This is a genomic window from Pseudomonas paralactis (assembly GCF_001439735.1).
GTDB lineage: Bacteria > Pseudomonadota > Gammaproteobacteria > Pseudomonadales > Pseudomonadaceae > Aquipseudomonas > Aquipseudomonas paralactis.
In genome coordinates, this window is sequence record NZ_JYLN01000001.1 from 687,148 (window position 1) to 703,480 (window position 16,333).

Sequence of the window (16,333 nt, forward strand, 5' to 3'; positions counted from 1 at the left end):
GTTCACCCATGGCCTGGTTCGACCACGAAGGCTGCAGCCTGCACTACGAGGAATACGGCCACGGCGCTCCGCTGATCCTGATTCACGGCCTGGGCTCCAGCAGCCAGGATTGGGAGCTGCAAGTGCCGGTACTGGCCCGGCACTATCGCCTGATCGTGGTCGACGTGCGCGGGCATGGCCGCTCCGATAAGCCCCGCGAGCGTTACAGCATTCAGGGCTTCACGTTCGACCTGTTGGCCCTGATCGAACACCTGGACCTGCCAGCGGCCCACGTGGTGGGTTTATCCATGGGCGGCATGATCGCCTTCCAACTGGCGGTGGATGAACCCCTGCGGGTCAAGAGCCTGTGCATCGTCAACAGCGCGCCTGAGGTCAAGGTGCGCAGTGCCGACGACTATTGGCAGTGGGCCAAACGCTGGACCCTGGCCCGCGTGCTCAGCCTGAGCACCATCGGCAAGGCCCTGGGCGACCGACTGTTCCCCAAACCTGCACAGGCCGACCTGCGCCGCAAGATGGCCGAACGCTGGGCAAGCAACGACAAACGTGCTTATCTCGCCAGCTTCGACGCGATTGTGGGCTGGGGCGTACAGGAACAACTTTCGCGAATTACCTGTCCAACCCTGGTCATCAGCGCCGACCACGACTACACCCCCGTGGCGCAGAAAGAAATCTATGTAAAACTGCTGCCCGATGCGCGACTGGTGGTGATCGAAGATTCCCGCCATGCCACGCCCTTGGATCAACCCGAAGTCTTTAACGCGACCTTGCTCGATTTTCTAAAGACAGTCGAAACCACTACCCAGGATCACTGACCCATGCTGAAAAAAATCGCCTTCTTTGCCGGTTCCGTTTTGTTCGCTGCCAACCTGATGGCGGCCGAACCTGCCAAGGCGCCCCACGTATTGATCTCCACCACCAATGGCGACATTGAAATCGAACTGGACCCGGTCAAGGCGCCGATCAGCACCAAGAACTTCCTCGCCTATGTCGACAAGGGTTTCTACACCAACACGATTTTCCACCGCGTAATCCCGGGTTTCATGGTTCAGGGCGGCGGGTTCACCCAACAAATGTCGCAAAAACCGACTGAAGCACCGATCAAGAACGAGGCCAGCAATGGCCTGCATAACGTGCGCGGCACCCTGTCCATGGCCCGCACCAATGACCCGAACTCGGCCACCAGCCAGTTCTTCATCAACGTAGCCGACAATGCCTTCCTCGACCCGGGCCGCGATGCCGGTTATGCCGTGTTCGCCAAGGTGGTCAAGGGCATGGATGTGGTCGACATCATCGTCAACTCCCAGACCACCACCAAGCAGGGCATGCAGAACGTGCCAATCGATCCTGTGTTGATCAAGTCGGCCAAGCGCATCGACTGAGGTCTGCAGCTAGCTTCGCGTGGTGCCCATACGGCACCGCGCGCATTTGAAAGGAGAGCCCGCCCGGCGGGCGTCAAACCCAATGCTCTATCGTCGCTTTGAACAACTGATCGATATTTTCCGCGACGCTCCCAGCGCGGCCCCTCCCGAAAAAGTCCTGCCCTTCTATCTCTATTACCTGCGCCAGGTGTGGCCCTGCTTCGCCGCACTGCTGGTGGTGGGGCTGGTCGGTGCGCTTATCGAAGTGGCGCTGTTCAGCTACCTGAGCCGCATCATCGACCTGGCCCAGGGCACACCGCCGGCGAATTTCTTCCAGATCCACAGCGCCGAGCTGATCTGGATGGCCGTGGTTGCCCTGCTGCTGCGCCCACTCTTCAACGGCCTGCATGACTTGCTGGTGCACCAGACCATCAACCCCGGCATGACCAGCCTGATTCGCTGGCAGAACCACAGCTACGTGCTCAAGCAGAGCCTGAACTTCTTCCAGAACGATTTCGCCGGGCGCATCGCCCAGCGAATCATGCAAACCGGCAACTCTTTGCGGGATTCGGCAGTGGCGACGGCAGAAGCCATCTGGCACGTGTCGATCTACGCCATCAGTGCCCTGGTGCTGTTTGCCGAGGCTGACTGGCGGCTGATGATCCCGCTGATCACCTGGATCGTCTGCTACAGCCTGGCCCTTCGTTACTTCGTACCACGGGTGAAGGAACGCTCGGTGATCTCCTCCGAGGCGCGCTCCAAATTGATGGGTCGAATCGTCGACGGCTATACCAATATCACCACCTTGAAGCTGTTCGCCCATACGCAGAACGAACAGGAGTACGCCAAGCAAGCGATCATCGAACAGACCGAAAAAACCCAACTGGCCGCCCGCGTGCTCACCAGCATGGACACTGTGATCTGTATCTTGAACGGCCTGCTGATTGTGACCACCACCGGCCTGGCTTTGTGGCTGTGGACCCAGTCGCTGATTTCCGTGGGCGCAATTGCCCTGGCCACCGGCCTGGTGATCCGCATCGTCAACATGTCCGGCTGGATCATGTGGGTGGTCAACGGCATCTTCGAAAATATCGGCATCGTGCAGGACGGCTTGAAAACCATCGCCCAGCCACTGGCCGTGACCGACCGTGAAAACGCCCCGCGCCTGAAAGTCCCCCATGCCCAAGTGCACTTTGAGCAGGTGGATTTTCACTACGGCAAGAAGAGCGGGATCATTGGTGGCCTCAATCTCAACATTAAGGCCGGGGAAAAGATCGGCTTGATCGGCCCGTCCGGCGCAGGCAAGTCGACGCTGGTCAACCTGCTGTTGCGCCTCTATGACCTGCAAGGCGGGCGCATCCTGATCGACGGCCAGAACATCGCCGACGTGGCCCAGGAAAGCCTGCGCGCCCAGATCGGCATGATCACCCAGGACACATCACTGCTGCACCGTTCGATCCGCGACAACCTGCTGTATGGCAAACCCGACGCAACCGACGAAGAGCTCTGGGCTGCTGTGCACAAGGCTCGCGCCGATGAGTTCATCCCGCTGCTGTCGGATTCCGAGGGCCGCACCGGGCTGGACGCCCATGTGGGTGAGCGCGGGGTGAAACTCTCCGGCGGTCAACGTCAACGTATCGCCATCGCCCGTGTGCTGCTCAAGGACGCGCCGATCCTGATCATGGACGAAGCCACCTCGGCATTGGACTCGGAAGTGGAAGCGGCAATCCAGGAGAGCCTGGAAACCCTGATGCAGGGCAAGACGGTGATTGCGATCGCCCACCGGTTGTCGACCATTGCGCGAATGGACCGCCTGGTAGTGCTGGAGAAAGGCCAGATTGCCGAAAGCGGCAGCCATTCCGAGTTGCTGGCGCAGGGCGGGCTTTATTCGCGATTGTGGCAGCACCAGACCGGCGGATTTGTCGGAATAGACTGATTTCATTGGATAGGTGCGTGGGCAATTCCGAACAATTCTGACAGTTTTCTCTATCGAGCTGGTCTTGCGACACAATCCTGCTGTACTGCAATCAGGCCCCAGGAGGGCCCTGATTTAGGCGGCAGGGAAGCCACAAAGACCGTTAATCAGATAGAGCAATCTAAGGAAGTGTTCATGTCACTGTTCAAACGTTCCGTAACGGAAGGGCTGGGTACGTTTTGGCTGGTGTTGGGCGGCTGCGGGAGTGCGGTACTGGCAGCCGCTTTCCCGAATGTGGGAATCGGCCTGCTCGGCGTGGCTCTGGCTTTCGGGCTCACCGTGCTGACCATGGCGTTCGCCATCGGGCATATCAGCGGCTGTCACCTCAACCCGGCCGTTTCGGTGGGGCTGGTAGTGGGCGGAAGATTTCCGGCCAGGGAGTTGCCGGCCTACATCGTGTCTCAGGTGATCGGTGCCACCATCGCCGCCGCGCTGCTGTACTTCATTGCCAGCGGCAAACCCGGCTTTGAACTGGCGAGCGGCCTGGCCTCCAACGGCTATGGCGAACACTCACCCGGTGGTTACTCGATGGCGGCAGGGTTGGTCTGTGAGCTGGTGATGACGGCGATGTTCGTGCTGATCATCCTGGGCGCCACCGACCGCCGCGCCCCCGCAGGCTTCGCGCCCATCGCCATTGGCCTGGGGCTTACGCTGATCCACCTTATCTCCATCCCGGTCACCAACACCTCGGTCAACCCGGCCCGCAGCACGGGGCCTGCGTTGATTGTCGGCGGCTGGGCGCTGCAGCAGTTGTGGTTGTTCTGGCTCGCGCCGATCCTCGGCGCGGTGATCGGCGGCATTACCTACCGATGGTTGGGTGCAGAAAAAACCGCTTGACCCAATCCCTGTAGGAGCGAGCTTGCTCGCGAAAAACGCCAACGATGACGCGGTGCTTACAGCTGTAAACACGCGTCGCCTGTACGTTCTTCGCGAGCAAGCTCGCTCCTACAGTGTGCTTCACGTTCCGTCAGAGTGCCGATAAGGCAGGGCCGCCCTCGCCTCCTCGGCATACGCCAGAACCCCAACGCGTTCTCGCTCAAGAAAGTCCTCCACAGCGCTCTTCAACCCCGGATGGCGCAGGTAGTGCCAGGACCGCGTAATCACCGGCTCAAACCCGCGAATCAATTTGTGCTCGCCCTGGGCGCCCGCATCGAAGCGTTGCAGGCCGTGGGCGATGGCGTAGTCCATGCCCTGATAAAAGCAGGTTTCGAAATGCAGCCGATCGAACTCCGCCAGGCAGCCCCAGTAACGGCCGTAGAAGCTGTCGCCACCGATCAGGCTGAAGGCCATGGCCACCGGGCGCGGGCCTTGCTTGGCCAGCACCACACGGATCGCCTCGGGCATGCGTTCGGCCAACAGGCTGAAAAACGCCCGCGTCAGGTAGGGCGCCTGGCGGCGCACCGCATAGGTGTTGGCGTAGCAGGCGTAAACAAAATCCCATTGGGCTTCGCTCAGTTGGTGGCCTTGCAGCCACTCGAACTCGATGCCCTGCCCCGCCACTTGTTCACGCTCTTTGCGCATCTGCTTGCGCTTGCGGGAACTCAGGGCGTCGAGGAAATCCTGGAAGTCGCGATAGCCACGGTTCTGCCAATGAAACTGACAACCCAGGCGTTGCATCCAGTCAGGCTGCCGGGCCAGGGCATCGTCGGCCAAAGCGTCGGTGAAGTTGATATGGGCGCTGGAGAGCCCTTCGATTTCCAGGTAACCCGGCAAACTTTTGAGCAACTCGAAGCCGTCTTCGGCACTGGCCGCCAATAAGCGCGGCCCGCTGACCGGACTGAACGGCACGGCGGTCAGAAGCTTGGGGTAGTAATCGATGCCGGCGCGCTCGCAGGCGTCGGCCCAGCCATGGTCGAACACGTACTCGCCATAGGAGTGCCATTTGCGGTAACTGGGCAATGCCGCCACCAATCTTGAGCCTTCCCAGTGCAGCAAATGTTCCGGCTGCCAGCCTGACTGCGGGCCCAGGCTTGCACTGTCTTCCAGCGCGCTCAAGAACCCATGCCGCACAAAAGGCTGGGCCTGCGGCACCAGGGCATCCCAGGTGGGCGCAGCGATTGCGGACAGGCTGTCCAGGCGTTGCAGTGGCATCGACATCCTCATTGTTTCTCGGCGTGAAAGCCTGGGCAGTATCGCCTATCGCAGCCTGACGCACATCTGCAAAACGCGCAGACAGAACGGGCAAAGGTTAGTTCCTTCCCGTTACAAGCTGTCATCTACATGAAATCACTTAGCCACTACTCCGTCATAAACGGCCGCGATACTGACGCCAGTTTTTAGAGCGCCCGGGTCTACCGGGCGACATTTTTTCCGTCCGTCATGGGTCGGTTGTGTCCTGGATGGTTTGCCATCCCTCCTCACTTTCGGAGATTGATATGCGTCTTGCTTCCACTAAAACTGCGGCGGTCCTGTGTGGCGGCCTGTTGCTGGCACTGAGCGTTCCGGCCAGCGCTGCAGTCGACGCTAAATTGCTCGACATGCTCAAGGCCAACGGCCAGATCACCGCGTCGCAGTACACCGAACTGCAAGCGGAACTGGCCAAGGACCAGAAAGAACAACAGATCGCACGCCAGGCTCAACAAGAGACCAACGAGCAGATCGCAGCCACTGCGAAAAAAACCAACGAGCTGAGCAGCTTCGACCAAAAATTGGCGTGGGCCGCCAAGACTCAGTTCAAGGGTGACGTGCGCTTCCGTCAGGAAACCATCAAGATCGATGGCGAACCCAACAACGGTGGGCGTGACAAGGACCGTCAACGTATCCGCGCACGCCTGGGTGCCTACACCGAAATCAACCCGCAGGTGGACACCGGCATCCGTATCGCCACCGGCGGCGGTGACGATGCACGCTCTACCAACCAGGATCAGGACGGCTACTTCGATAAAAAATCGATCTGGCTGGACCTCGGTTACATCGACTACCACCCGGACCAGATCAAGAACCTGCACGTAATCGGCGGCAAGATGCTACAGCCATGGGTAAACATGGGTGACGTGATCTGGGATAGCGACATCAACCCTGAAGGCCTGGCCGTCACCTACAAATACCCACTGGGCAGCAGCGCCGAACTGTTCGGCAGCCTGGGTAACTACAACCTCAAGGACAACGTCGACGGCGACGGCGTGCAGTTCCGCCACGACCTGCGCTTGACGTCGGGCCAGTTGGGCACGCGTTTCTCGGTCACCGACAACCTGAAAATGACCCTGGGCGGCAGCGTCTACGCCTACAAGAATGACGAGGACAGCCGCTGCACAACCACCACCACGCCTTGCGCACTGGCGGTCAACGGCAACTCGGCCAACAACGAATTCCGCCTGTATGAAGGTTTTGCCCAGGCGGACGTCGGAGGCCTGGCAGTGCCGCTGTCGTTTTACGGCCAATACGTGAAAAACAACGATGCCGTGACCGATCAGGACACCGCCTGGTTGCTGGGTGCCAAGTCGAAGGTCTTCGGTTTCAACCTGGACTACAACTACCGCGACGTTCAACGTAATGCCGTCGTAGGCGCCTTCACCGATTCGGACTTCGCCAACGGCACCACCGGTTCGCGCGGCCACAAGATGAAGGTCAGCTACGACATCGACAAAAACTTCGCCCTCGGTGCCACCTACTTCCTGACCAAGGCGGACTACGCCAGCCGTACCCAGCGTGACGCCAACACCAATACCTTGCAGCTGGATGCTGAAGCCAAGTTCTAACCGTTACTGTAGGAGCGAGCTTGCTCGCGAAGAGCGCACAGGCAACGCGTTTATCCAGGTTACCCGCGTTACCGTTGACGTTTTTCGCGAGCAAGAACTAGGCGTCCCCCTCGCTCCTACATGATGTCTTTACGCCGCTCGGCCGCCAGTTGTTCAGCCAGCGCATCAACACCCTCCACCGGCTCTTGCGGCATACGCTTGAGCGTCGCCTGCAAGAGGCGCATCTGCCGGATAAACCGTCGGCAGTTCGGGCAGAACATCAAGTGATGACGCACCATCAGACGTTCACGGAAGGTCAATTGACCATCCAGATAGTCACTGGAGCGCGCTACTTGCTCTTTACAGGTCAGCATTCGCCCGTCTCCTCAAAATGCTCCACCGTAGCGAAGACTTTAAGCCGTGCTCGATGCAAGAGCACACGCACGTTGGAGAGCGAAAGGCTCAGAAGATTACAGATCTCTTCCAGCTCCAGACCCTGGCGTTCACGCAACACCAGCACGCTGCTTTGCAATTCGGACAAACTCAGAATCGTATGTTCCAGGCATTTGCGCAGTTCATCTTCGGTCAACAGCGCTTCCGGGGTGTCCTGGTGCCAGGCATACGGGGCGACAGCCCAATGGCCATCATCCGGGCTGAAACGGTCATCACCAATGGTGCCGTGGGGCGAAGGCAAGTCGTCGAGCAGTACCTCTCGACGATTCTGTTTGTAACGCCCCTTGGCGGCGTTGGCGGTAATGGTCAACAGCCACGTCTTGAGGCTTGATCGCCCTTCAAATTTGGCCAGATTACGTACGACCGAAAGCCAGGCGTCTTGCACGATTTCATCGGCGTGGCGCTGACCGACGATGGCATAGGCCACCGCCCGCATTGCGCTCTGGTAGGTGGTGACCAATTCCTTATAGGCCCGCTGCTCACCCTTGAGCAGGCGTTCAAGCAGGTGCGCGTCGTCCGCTGCTGCCATTCAAACCTCTATTTAAAAGTGCACACCCGGTCCTGTGGGAGCTGGCTTGCCTGCGATGCAGACACCTCGGTGTATCAAGCACACCACTGTGATGCCATCGCAGGCAAGCCAGCTCCCACACACTCAGCGTTTGCGCAGGATCACACTGCCAATCGAATACCCGGCGCCAAAGGAGCTGAGTACGGCAACCGAGCCCTTGGGCAGGTCATCCTGATAAGTGTGAAACGCAATCACCGAGCCGGCCGAGCTGGTATTGGCGTAAGTATCGAGGATCACTGGCGCTTCTGCCACCGACGCATCGCGCCCCAGCAGCTTTTTCACGATCAGGTGGTTCATGCTCAGGTTGGCCTGGTGCAGCCAGAAACGCTTCACATCGGTCACACTCAACTGATTTTCCGCCAGGTGCGCGCCAATCAATTCGGCCACCATCGGGCAGACATCGCGAAATACCTTGCGGCCTTCCTGCACGAACAGCTTGTCGGGGGCGCCAACGCCCTCTTCCGCCGTGCGGTTGAGGAAGCCGAAATTGTTACGGATGTTATTGGAAAACTTGGTCAGCAGCTTGGTGCTCACCACGTCGAACTGGTGCTCGGACGTCGCCAGGTCAGCGCGTTCCAGGATCACCGCCGTGGCGGCGTCACCGAAGATGAAGTGGCTGTCGCGATCGCGAAAGTTCAGGTGGCCAGTGCAGACTTCCGGGTTGACCATCAGGATCGCCCGGGCCTGGCCCAACTGGATGCTGTTGGCCGCGTTCTGGATGCCGAAGGTGGCCGAAGAACACGCCACGTTCATGTCGAAACCGAACCCCTGGATGCCCAAAGCTTCCTGAACTTCAATGGCGATCGCCGGGTAAGCGCGTTGCAAGTTGGAGCAGGCGACGATGACGCCGTCGATGTCGGCGGCGGTCTTGCCGGCACGTTGCAGGGCTTGTTCGGCGGCACCGATGGCCATCTGGCAAAGCACCGACCATTCGTCGTTGCTGCGCTCGGGCAACCGTGGGGCCATGCGCTGCGGATCGAGGATGCCGTCCTTGTCCATCACAAAACGGCTCTTGATGCCGGATGCCTTTTCGATGAATGCCGCGCTAGACTCGGTCAGCGCCTGCACCTCGCCACGCTCGATGGCGGCGGCGTTGTCGGCGTTGAACTGTTGTACGTAGGCATTGAAAGACTGCACCAGCTCTTCGTTGGAGATGCTATTGGCCGGGGTATACAGGCCAGTGCCGCTGATGACGACGTTATGCACGGTCGTTCCTCTAAATCTGTCAGGCAGAAGATATTGGTACCGTCGTACCAAACTTTAAGTCGTTTGATTCCGTCCAGCAGGCATCAAACTGGCGACGCTTTATTCACTCTTGTAACCGCGAAGTTTGCCACAACCCCGAGGATTTGGCGCTATAGGCCACACAAACGCCCCATTGTGGGAGGGAGCAAGCCCTAATACCTGTAGGAGCGAGCTCGCTCGCGAAAAACTCACAGGCGCCGCGTTTACTCAGGAAACCCGCGTTATCGTTGACGTTTTTCGCGAGCAAGCTCGCTCCTACAGTTGGGCCCGGAATCAGGGCTCTACCTGGCTCCACTGCTTGCTCAAGCGTTTATCGGAAATCGGTACCTTGGTACCCAACTGCTGAGCAAACAACGACACCCGGTATTCCTCCAGCCACCAGCGGTACAGCTCCAACTGTGGATCACGCTTGCCTTCCTGGGTGTGTTTGTTCAGGCGGTTCTGGTATTGCGCCCACAGGCCGCTGAGCTCGCCACTCCATACCCGATCCTTTTGCACCTGGCTCGGCAGTTTTTCCAGGCGCAGTTCGATAGCCTTGAGGAAACGCGGCAGTTCCTTGAACCACTGGGCCGGGGTTTCCCGCACAAAACCTGGATACACCAGGTTGCTCAGTTGCTGCTTGATATCGTTCAAGGCCACGGCCTGGGCCAGGTCGATCTTGCCTTTGAAGCGCTTTTGCAGGCCGTGCCAGAGTTTCAGCACTTCCAGGGTCAGGCGTGCCAGGCGCTCGGCGTGCTCGGTCCAACTGCCACGCTTGCGCTCGGCCAGGGCAGCCAGACCCGCGCCATCGCGCGGCAGGCTGGCTTCGCCTTCAAGTACACAGGTGTCGAGGCTGGCCAACAGGATGTCTTCCACCAGCGCGTCGATACGCCCCAGTTCGCGATACATCAAGCCCAACTCAGTCAGGCCCGGCAATTTGCCGCGCAGGAATTTTGCCGGCTCCGCCAGTTGCTGCATCAGCAGCCGCTGCAATGCGCGGCGATGCTGAAACTCGGCTTCGGCGGCGGTGGAGAAACGCCCTTCCTTGACCGTGCCGTTCTCTTCCACCAGCGCCGGGTACACCGTCATCGACAGGCCAGCAATGTTTTGCTGGGTCTTTTCGGCCACCGCCGCGAACACCTTGGCCTCTACCGGCTGTTGGCTTTTCGCAGTCTGTGGTACCGCCAACGCAGCCTGGCTGGCCTCGGCAAAACGTGCAGTCAGTTCGGCCAGGTCGCGACCTTCGCCAAGGAACTTACCCTGGCCGTCGACCACTTCCAGGTTCATCTTCAGGTGGCTTTCTACCTGCTGCGCCGCTTCGGCCCAGGCTTCATCGCTGACCCGCGCACCGGTCATGCGCAGCAGTTCGCGTCCCAGCGCCTGGGGCAGCGAGCCCTGGCCGAATTCGATGCGTTGCAGCGCGGCCTTGACGAAGTCCGGCACGGGCACGAAGTTTTTGCGCAACGCCTTGGGCAAGTTGCGCACCAGGGCGATGCACTTGGCCTCGATCAAGCCCGGCACCAGCCACTCCAGGCGCTCGGCCGGCAACGCCGGCAGCAACGGCGCCGGCACCCGCAGGGTCACGCCATCGCGCGGGTGATTGGGTTCGAAGTGGTAACTCAAGGCCAGCGCCAGGTCGCCCAGGTGCAAGGTGTCCGGATAATGCGCAGCGGTGACTTCGCTGGCCTCGCGGGCCAATACGTCTTCTTCGCGCATGATCAACAGTTGCGGGTCTTTCTGGCTGTTGACCTTGTACCAGCTGTCGAACGTCGCGGTCTGATGAATCTCTGCGGGCAGGCGCGCATCGTAAAAGGCGTACAGGGTTTCTTCGTCGGCCAGGATGTCGCGACGGCGAGCCTTGGCTTCCAGCTCGTCGAGTTGCTCCAACAGTTTCTGGTTGGCCGTCAGGCACTTGGCACGGGACTGAATCTCGCCGCGCACCAGGCCCTCACGAATAAACAACTCGCGAGAGACCACCGGGTCAATCGGCCCGTAATGCACCGGGCGGCGACCCACCACAATCAGGCCGAACAGAGTGATCTGCTCAAACGCCACGACCTGGCCGCGCTTCTTCTCCCAATGGGGTTCGAAGTGGTTTTTCTTGATCAGGTGCCCCGCCAGCGGCTCGATCCAGTCGGCATCAATCTTCGCCACCATGCGCGCATAGAGCTTGGTGGTTTCCACCAGTTCGGCGGTCATCAGCCATTGCGGACGCTTCTTGCCGATGCCGGACGAGGGATGGATCCAGAATCGGCGCTGCCGCGCACCGAGGTAGTCGCCGTCTTCGGTCTTCTGGCCGATCTGGCTGAGCAGACCGGACAGCACCGCCTTGTGCAGTTTGGGGAAATCCGCCGGCTCTTTATTGACGGTGAGCTGCATGTCGCGGCAGATCAGGCTCAATTGGCGATGGGAGTCGCGCCACTCGCGCAGACGCAGGTAATTGAGGAAGTTCTTGCGGCACCAGTTACGCAACGGGCTGGCAGTCAGTTCCTGGCGCTGCTCTTCAAACCCGCGCCACAGGTTGACCAACCCGGCGAAGTCCGAATCCGGATCTTTCCACTGTGCGTGGGCCTGGTCGGCGGCCTGTTGGCGCTCCGGCGGCCGCTCGCGCGGGTCCTGGATCGACATGGCGCTGGCAACAATCAGCACTTCCTGCAAGCTGCCCAGCTTGGCCGCTTCGAGCAACATGCGGCCCATACGCGGGTCCACCGGCAGGCGTGCAAGCTGGCGGCCCAACGGCGTGAGCTGGCTGTTACGGTCCACCGCCGAGAGTTCCTGCAGCAGGTTGAACCCGTCGCTGATCGCTTTGCCATCCGGCGGTTCGATAAACGGGAAATCGGTGATCTCACCCAAGCGCAGGTGCAGCATCTGCAGGATCACGGCGGCGAGGTTAGTGCGCAGGATTTCCGGATCGGTGAACTCCGGGCGCCCGATAAAATCCTCTTCGCTGTACAGACGCACGCAAATGCCCGGCTCAACCCGGCCACAACGGCCCTTGCGCTGGTTGGCGCTGGCCTGGGAAATCGCCTCGATCGGCAGGCGCTGCACTTTGGCGCGGTAGCTGTAGCGGCTGATGCGTGCAGTCCCGCTGTCGATCACATAACGAATGCCCGGCACCGTCAGCGAGGTTTCCGCAACGTTGGTCGCCAGCACCACGCGCCGGCCCGGGTGGGATTGGAAAATGCGCTGTTGCTCGGCCGGCGACAGCCGCGCGTACAGCGGCAAAATCTCGGTGTGCTTGAGCTGGGCCTTGCGCAGCATGTCGGCGGCATCGCGGATCTCGCGCTCGCCGGGCAGAAACACCAGCACATCGCCGGGGCTGCGTCGCTCGCTGCGTTCATGGGCGGCGATTTCGTCGAGGGTGGCGAGGATCGCCTGGTCGACGGTCAGGTCGTCCTCGACGCGGTTGCCCTCTTCGTCCTGTTCCAGGGTGAGTGGGCGATACCAGGTGTCCACCGGGAAGGTACGGCCCGACACCTCGACAATCGGCGCATCGTCAAAATGTTTGGAAAAGCGCTCCAGGTCGATGGTCGCCGAGGTGATGATGACTTTCAGGTCGGGGCGCCGCGGCAACAGGGTCTTGAGGTAGCCGAGCAGAAAGTCGATGTTCAGGCTGCGTTCGTGGGCTTCGTCGACGATGATCGTGTCGTAGCGTTCCAGGTAACGGTCGTTCTGGGTTTCGGCCAGCAGGATGCCGTCGGTCATCAGCTTGATCAGGGTGTTGGAGTCACTCTGGTCTTCGAAGCGCACTTGGTAACCGACCAGCGCACCCAATGGCGTGGCCAGCTCTTCAGCGACACGGCTGGCGACACTGCGCGCTGCGATCCGACGTGGCTGGGTGTGGCCGATCAGACCGTACTGGCCGCGACCGATTTCCAGGCAGATTTTCGGCAACTGGGTGGTCTTGCCCGAACCGGTCTCACCGGCAATGATCAGCACCTGGTGCTTGAGCAGCGCGTCCTTGATCTCATCGCGCTTGGCGGCAATCGGCAGGCTGTCGTCGTAGCGGATCACCGGCAGGCTGGCGCGCCGCGCCGTGACCTGGGCACAGGATGCCTGCATCCGCGCCACCCACTGCGCCAGCTTGTCCTCATCGGGCTTCTTGCGCAGCTCAAGCAACTGCCGGCGCAAGCGGTGGCGGTCGGCGAGCATGGCGTGATCGAGGGTTTTGAGCAGTTGGTCGATGGTGGGTGCTTGGTCAGTCATCAGGTGCGTTTGGGTCGTCTATTTATGCAGGGGGCGGATTGTCGCAGAAAACCCTGGACGTGCGCGCGCCTCATTCGTTATCGCGGTCCTTGCGCCGGTATGGGAACACATCAATGACCTTGCCGGCGCGAATCGCATCCTGCAGGCCCTTCCAGTAGTCAGCGTTGTACAACTCGCCATGCAGTTCATCGAACAACCTGCGTTGCCCCGCGTCGGCAAACAGGAACGGAGGGAACTCTTCGGGGAACACATCCAGCGGGCCGATGGAGTACCAGGGCTCGGAGGCCATTTCATCCTCGGGGGTACGCGGCGCAGGAATATGGCGGAAGTTGGCTTCGGTGAGAAAGCAGATTTCATCATAGTCGTAGAACACCACGCGGCCGTGGCGGGTGACACCGAAGTTTTTCAGTAGCATGTCGCCAGGGAAGATATTCGCCGCCGCCAGTTGCTTGATCGCCAGGCCGTAATCCTCCAATGCTTCGCGCACCTGAGCGGGGTTGGCGTTGTCGAGGTAGAGGTTGAGCGGGGTCATCCGCCGTTCGGTCCAGCAGTGGCGGATCAGCACGCTGTCGCCTTCCACTTCAACCGTGCCGGCAGCGACTTCCAGCAGTTCGGCCAGGCACTCGGGCTCGAACTTGCTCAAGGGGAAACGGAAATCGGCGAACTCCTGGGTATCGGCCATGCGCCCTACCCGGTCGACACTTTTAACCAGCCGGTACTTCTCGATCACCGTGGCGCGGTTGACGTTTTTCGACGGTGAAAAACGGTCCTTGATGATCTTGAACACGGTGTTGAACCCCGGCAGCGTGAACACGCTCATGACCATACCGCGCACACCGGGGGCCATGATGAACTGATCGTCAGTGGTGGCCAGGTGATTGATCAGTGCGCGGTAGAACTCGGATTTGCCGTGTTTGTAAAAACCGATGGAGGTGTACAGCTCGGCAATGTGCTTGCCCGGCAGGATGCGTTTGAGAAAACCGATGAATTCGGCGGGCACCGGCACGTCGACCATGAAATAGGAACGGGTGAACGAGAAGATAATCGACACGTCGGCTTCGTCGGTGATCAACGCATCGATCTGGATGCCGCGCCCTTCGCGGTGCAGCAGTGGAATTACCAGTGGCCATTGTTCGTCGCGGGTGTAGATACGCCCCACCAGGTAGGCGCCTTTGTTGCGGTAGAGCACCGAGGAAAACAGCTCGACCTTGAGGTCCGGGTCCTTGCATACCCAATCCGGCAGGTTTTCCCGCAGTTGGGCTTCGAGGCGGCTCAGGTCGGCAGGAAGGTCGGCGTAGGGCTCGCTGAAGCTGTAGTCAGAGAAAATCTGCGCCAGCATGTCTGATATTTTACCGGCCGGCGTGTAAACCCGGGTTTGCGCCGCCCGCGCCCGGCGCAGGCTCGGCCGGGTGGTGTGGATGAACATGCAGCCGTCGCTGATCAGGTCATGACTGAACAGGCCGCAGAAGATCGAGTTGTACCAGGTCTCGGACAACTCATCGTCAAAGCGCAGGTCGATCAGGCCGATATAGGCGCTTTTCACCAGCGGCCACAGCTCGATGTCCTGCAACGCGCCGGCGTCGAAACCGGCGCGCAGGCGGGCAGTGACCTCGGCGACTTTCTCTTCATACAGGTTGATGCGCGCCGCCGACGCCGCCTGCCCCTGCTGCCACTGGGCCTTCTCGAACCGTTCGCGGGCACCATCGGTAATCTGGCGAAAATGCTCACGGTAATCGTCGAAACCGTCGAGGATCATCCGGGCGATAGCGAGGGCGGGCTGCGACATGCGGGAAACCTCGAACGGGTAGCGGGAAGCTCAGAGCTTAGACAGTGAACGCCGGCAGGAGAAGTGGGATTTTTCAGGGGCGGCTGTAGTTAGCGATTGTGTCGGCCTGAGCGCTGGGCAACACTCCCCGCCTGATTGGCGTAGGAGTTTTCCGTGAGACCTGTTGACACCCTCTACTTGCTGGGACTGGCTGCCATCTGGGGCGCGAGTTTCCTGTTTATGCGCATCATCGCGCCGGAAATCGGCACGGTGCCGACCGCATTTTTCCGCGTGTCGATTGCCGCTGCCGGTTTGCTGGTGATCCTGGCAATGATGCGTGTGAGCTGGGATTTCCAGGGTAAGTTCAAGACCGTTTTGCTGTTGGGCGTGATCAACTCCGGGGTTCCGGCAACCATGTATTCGGTGGCGGCGCAGGTATTGCCGGCGGGTTATTCGGCGATTTTCAACGCCACCACACCGCTGATGGGTGTGTTGATTGGCGGGGTGTTTTTCAGCGAGCGTCTGACGCCGTCGAAAATAGCGGGGGTGGCCTTGGGGCTGCTTGGGGTTGCCGTGCTCACCCGCGCGGGGCCGGTGGCATTTGATCTGGAACTGTTAATGGGCGCACTGGCGTGCCTGCTGGCGACCACCTGCTATGGCTTCGCCGGTTTCCTGGCGCGACGCTGGCTGGATCAGCGCGGCGGGTTGGACAGTCGCCTGTCGGCCTTGGGCAGTATGCTGGGTGCAACCTTGTTTTTGCTGCCGTTCTTCGCCTTCAGCGCCCTCACCCAGCCGCCGGCGAGTTGGGGCGGCTGGCAGGTGTGGGTGTCGCTGCTGGGATTGGGGCTGGTATGTACGGCGTTCGCCTACATTCTGTACTTCCGCCTGCTGTCATCCATCGGCCCGGTCAAGTCAATGACCGTGACCTTTATGATTCCGCCGTTCGGCGTGCTGTGGGGCGCATTGCTGCTGGATGAGCCGCTGTCCATGGCTCATCTGTATGGCGGTGTGCTGATTGCCGGGGCCTTGTGGTTGGTGCTGCGCCGGTCCAAATAACTGTAGGAGCGAGCTTGCTCGCGAAAAACCGGAGAGCGCCCTGTTCATTCA

General features: G+C 60.4%; 12 protein-coding genes. 6 read left to right on the forward strand and 6 right to left on the reverse strand.

Translation table 11 applies throughout. The features are described from left to right. The first annotated feature begins 8 nt into the window (after positions 1 to 8). The 4 genes from TX23_RS03220 to aqpZ all read left to right on the forward strand — a co-directional run bounded on the left by TX23_RS03220 (position 9) and on the right by aqpZ (position 4,170). A complete protein-coding gene (locus TX23_RS03220; RefSeq protein ID WP_057700979.1) occupies positions 9 to 812 on the forward strand; it encodes an alpha/beta fold hydrolase in 804 nt (267 codons plus the stop codon). A gap of 3 nt (positions 813 to 815) precedes the next feature. Beyond that, a complete protein-coding gene (locus TX23_RS03225; RefSeq protein WP_032879982.1) occupies positions 816 to 1,379 on the forward strand; it encodes a peptidylprolyl isomerase in 564 nt (187 codons plus the stop codon). Between the two features lie 82 nt (positions 1,380 to 1,461). Continuing rightward, positions 1,462 to 3,294 (forward strand): ABC transporter ATP-binding protein, encoded by a 1,833-nt coding sequence (locus tag TX23_RS03230; RefSeq protein ID WP_057700980.1) that lies wholly within the window; start codon positions 1,462 to 1,464, stop codon positions 3,292 to 3,294. Between the two features lie 174 nt (positions 3,295 to 3,468). Beyond that, on the forward strand, positions 3,469 to 4,170 hold the full coding sequence (gene aqpZ, locus TX23_RS03235; RefSeq protein ID WP_057700981.1) for an aquaporin Z: 702 nt from the start codon (positions 3,469 to 3,471) through the stop codon (positions 4,168 to 4,170). A gap of 120 nt (positions 4,171 to 4,290) precedes the next feature. On the opposite strand, the gene TX23_RS03240 is transcribed toward aqpZ, so the two are convergent. Beyond that, on the reverse strand, positions 4,291 to 5,424 hold the full coding sequence (locus TX23_RS03240; RefSeq protein ID WP_057700982.1) for a GNAT family N-acetyltransferase: 1,134 nt from the start codon (positions 5,422 to 5,424) through the stop codon (positions 4,291 to 4,293). Between the two features lie 284 nt (positions 5,425 to 5,708). Here TX23_RS03240 and TX23_RS03245 point away from each other — a divergent pair, with 284 nt between their 5' ends. Further along, complete coding sequence (locus tag TX23_RS03245; RefSeq protein WP_057700983.1) at positions 5,709 to 7,031, forward strand: putative porin; 1,323 nt, start codon at positions 5,709 to 5,711, stop codon at positions 7,029 to 7,031. A gap of 116 nt (positions 7,032 to 7,147) precedes the next feature. On the opposite strand, the gene TX23_RS03250 is transcribed toward TX23_RS03245, so the two are convergent. The 5 genes from TX23_RS03250 to aceK form a co-directional block, all read right to left on the reverse strand. After that, positions 7,148 to 7,384, reverse strand: coding sequence for an anti-sigma factor family protein (locus tag TX23_RS03250; RefSeq protein ID WP_057700984.1), 237 nt, complete (start codon positions 7,382 to 7,384; stop codon positions 7,148 to 7,150). Beyond that, on the reverse strand, positions 7,378 to 7,992 hold the full coding sequence (locus TX23_RS03255) for an RNA polymerase sigma factor (protein WP_057700985.1): 615 nt from the start codon (positions 7,990 to 7,992) through the stop codon (positions 7,378 to 7,380). The genes TX23_RS03250 and TX23_RS03255 overlap by 7 nt, the downstream gene beginning before the upstream one ends. 123 nt (positions 7,993 to 8,115) lie before the next feature. Then, positions 8,116 to 9,237 carry a beta-ketoacyl-ACP synthase III gene (locus TX23_RS03260; protein WP_057700986.1) on the reverse strand — a complete coding sequence of 374 codons (1,122 nt, stop codon included), beginning with the start codon at positions 9,235 to 9,237 and terminating at the stop codon, positions 8,116 to 8,118. 312 nt (positions 9,238 to 9,549) lie between these two features. Beyond that, the gene (hrpA, locus tag TX23_RS03265; protein WP_057700987.1) at positions 9,550 to 13,461 is read right to left on the reverse strand and encodes an ATP-dependent RNA helicase HrpA; all 3,912 of its coding nucleotides are present in this window, start codon (positions 13,459 to 13,461) and stop codon (positions 9,550 to 9,552) included. Positions 13,462 to 13,531: 70 nt separating this feature from the next. Beyond that, complete coding sequence (aceK, locus tag TX23_RS03270; RefSeq protein ID WP_057700988.1) at positions 13,532 to 15,247, reverse strand: bifunctional isocitrate dehydrogenase kinase/phosphatase; 1,716 nt, start codon at positions 15,245 to 15,247, stop codon at positions 13,532 to 13,534. Between the two features lie 153 nt (positions 15,248 to 15,400). On the opposite strand from aceK, the gene TX23_RS03275 reads away from it, so the two are divergent. Beyond that, complete coding sequence (locus TX23_RS03275) at positions 15,401 to 16,282, forward strand: DMT family transporter (protein ID WP_057700989.1); 882 nt, start codon at positions 15,401 to 15,403, stop codon at positions 16,280 to 16,282. The last annotated feature ends 51 nt before the right edge of the window (positions 16,283 to 16,333 follow it).